3 protein-coding genes are annotated in these 2,992 nt (G+C 47.2%); all 3 read right to left on the reverse strand.

Going from position 1 to position 2,992, the window contains the following annotated elements; genetic code table 11:
- Positions 1-300: hypothetical protein (locus K384_RS11620; RefSeq protein WP_038032608.1), on the reverse strand; the 300-nt coding region annotated here is incomplete at its 3' end.
- A 211-nt stretch (positions 301-511) separates the two neighbouring features.
- On the reverse strand, positions 512-1,486 hold the full coding sequence (locus K384_RS11625; protein WP_038032611.1) for a glycosyltransferase: 975 nt from the start codon (positions 1,484-1,486) through the stop codon (positions 512-514).
- 73 nt (positions 1,487-1,559) lie between these two features.
- Positions 1,560-2,992 (reverse strand): hypothetical protein (locus tag K384_RS13860; RefSeq protein ID WP_038032613.1); only part of this gene is annotated, 1,433 nt, incomplete at its 5' end.

A 2,992-nucleotide genomic window follows, 5' to 3' on the forward strand; every position in this document is an offset into this window, starting at 1 on the left:
CTCGACGCCTTCGGCTTTGGGCATGAGGAATCCGGTGAATTGTCCCTGTTCGTTGAAGAGCAGGTCCATGGGCCATGCAAGGAAGGTGTGCCCGTTTTGCTCGATGGAGTCGGGCGGGTTTTGTATCATATAGCGCAACTTGGCTTCTTTTTGCGCTGCTTTTTCGGGCGAGAAAAACACTTTGGCAACCAAGGGGGTACGGGCGGGGTGGTTGTTTACTTCATAAATCCATCCTTCGCCGCCGCTGCCCAACATTTCGCCCAATTGCAAAAGGGTGCCGTTTGCAGTATATACTTGCATGGTCTTTAGATAATGTTTTTTACCACAATAAGTTTCAACAAAGCACAGAGGCATTGATGCCTGCTGTTTCCGGGAATTAAAAATGTTTACCCTGCTTTTTGTAACAAGATAATAGCTATCTGCTTTGCAGGCAAAAAGCATTCCTGTTGAAGATGTGCGCTTTATACACCGGAGCAGCTGCCCTTCTGTGCGGTGGTAAAACAAGCCGCTTTTATTCTATCACCTCGGCAATCACATAGTCATGACGCTTGGGGGCAGTATTCACGATCATTTCGCCTAAAAAGCCGGTAAGAAATAGTTGGGCACCGATGATGATGCTTGTCAATGCCAGGTAAAAAAGAGGTTGGGCGGTTACTTCTCGATAGTGAAGCCCATGCGCCAGTGCCCATAGCTTATACCCAATGAGCCACAAAGTGATGAGTGCACCAATGGTGAAACTAAGTACGCCCAAGCCGCCGAAGAAGTGCATGGGACGCTTGCGGAAGCGCGACACAAACTGAATGGACAGCAGGTCAAGGAAGCCAAACAGAAAACGCTCAATGCCAAACTTGGTTTTGCCGTAGCGTCGCGGATGGTGCTTCACTTTCTTTTCACCAATACGCTTGAACCCTGCCCATTTGGCAATGACCGGTATGTAACGGTGCATCTCACCATACACCTCTATGCTTTTCACTACCTCACAACGATAAGCCTTCAATCCACAGTTGAAATCATGGAGCGGGATGCCCGACAGCCTGCGGGTGACCGCATTGAACAGCTTCGAAGGCAGGGTTTTGCTCCATGGGTCATAGCGTTTATATTTCCAGCCCGACACCAAGTCATACCCCTCTTCTGTTATCATTCTATAGAGAGCGGGGATCTCCTCCGGGTCGTCTTGCAGGTCGGCATCCATGGTGATGACTACGGCGCCACGGGCTGCTTCAAAGCCTGTTTGAAGTGCTGCCGACTTGCCATAGTTTCGCAAAAAGCGAATAGCCCGCAAGGGAGGATATTGCTTTTTCAACGTATGCAGCAGCTGCCCGGTTTGGTCTTCGCTGCCGTCGTCCACTACAATGATTTCATAGGTCCATGCATGCCCGGCAAGCACGCGGGTAATCCAGGCTATCAATTCGGGGAGCGATTCCGCTTCGTTGTAGGCCGGTATTATAATGGATAAATCCAGAGTGGGGTCAGGTGTGGGGTTCATAGGTTGATTTTTGCATACATTTTTCTTAAAAGACAAAAATAATAAGCCAAAGCCGGAATACAAGTTTCCGGCATCAAGTGTTGTTGCGCTTTATCCATGTCCATATGCCGGTTACGAGCTTGTACCATCCGAAAGTCAAAGATGGAACGATGGTAAGATATAAGACAGCATTCAAATACGAAGTATATTCAGTAGTGAAGTATCCTCCATATGTACCCGGCAACAGCATTTGATGAATACCATGCAAGTAAGCGGCTGCAAAAGCAAGAAAAAGCAAGGTTTTCAAGGTGAGTTGTTCGGTGGGGGTAACCGGTCCGTACCGTTTTACAAACCGAATCAGGTGCCATTGACTCCATGAGGTAATGAGCTGAAAAAGGATAATGAAAGCCAATTCCGGGATTAAAAGAACAGAAAACGAGAAAAACGTGTCATACACAGTAGTGCCTATCCATTCCACCATTTTGTAGCAGAGAAATGTTCCGGCGAGCAGATAGGGCAAAGCTGCCGGCAACAGCTGCGCCAATCTGTCTTGGTTGGGCAAAGAAGTGAGTTGTATGTTCTGTTGAGCAATCGGCAGCGCCCATATAAGCATGAAAGTAAGCGGAACGGGAACCAATGCCATGAACGGAATAAAGGAATAAAAGGGCCTGGGCATGATCAAGAAGTATGTAAACAGGAAAACAACGATAAAGTGTATGCATCCTACAAATAAACGAAAGCGAAGAGCCTTGGTTCGCTTGGTATTGATAAGCCTGTATAAGTAGATGCCTGCATATATGATGAGCGCCATATGCAAATGAGTGATAAATCCGAAGTTAATTCTGTAAGAAAAATCATAAGTCTCATAAGACTCTGGATAAAGTTGAAGGATGCGAATAATAAATGGAAATGATAGGGTAAGCCGTATGAATGTTTCTTTGAAACGAAAAGTGCGAGGAGCTTTCGTTTTGCTGTCTGTAATTGTGGGGGCTTGTTGCTTTTGTCTTTCAAGCCGGCTTTTTATTTCTGCTTTAAGTGTTTCAAGCCGGCTTTGCTCTTTCTTTTTTACATACCGGCTTTGCTCTTTCTTTTTTACATACAGCATTGTGCTCCACTCCAAAGCGGAGGGGCGTTTTTCCGGTTGAAAGAGGCAGGTATCAAACACCTTTATGAAGGTTTGAGCGACCTGTGGGGGGTAAAGCGCAAAGAGCCTTTGGTGGTCATTGGGTATGGCGGCAAAGAGTTTCTGCTTTTTGCCATGCGGGTAGAACCCATGGCGTATAAGCTCTTCATAGGTGGTGAGCTTGTCGTAGGGCGGCTTGAGTGTACCGGTGAAAGGATGAATACCCACCAGGAAACGGTAAAGGATGACTGCAAGGCTGAACAGGTCCCAGCTTTGTTGCTTGGGCATTTCGGGCTCCCAAGTACCGGCTTCGGGCGGGGCATATTCCGGCGTGACTGCCATGGAAGGGAAGTGTCCTTCCTTTGTGTGTATTTGTATGCTGTCGAGGTCTGCAATGGAAATGA

It is taken from the genome of Thermonema rossianum DSM 10300, assembly GCF_000426825.1.
GTDB lineage: Bacteria > Bacteroidota > Bacteroidia > Cytophagales > Thermonemataceae > Thermonema > Thermonema rossianum.

Coding starts and splice junctions, on each gene's coding strand:
- K384_RS11625 (WP_038032611.1), bottom strand. CDS start 1,486: ATGAACCCCACACCTGACCCCACTCTGGATTTATCCATTATAATACCG.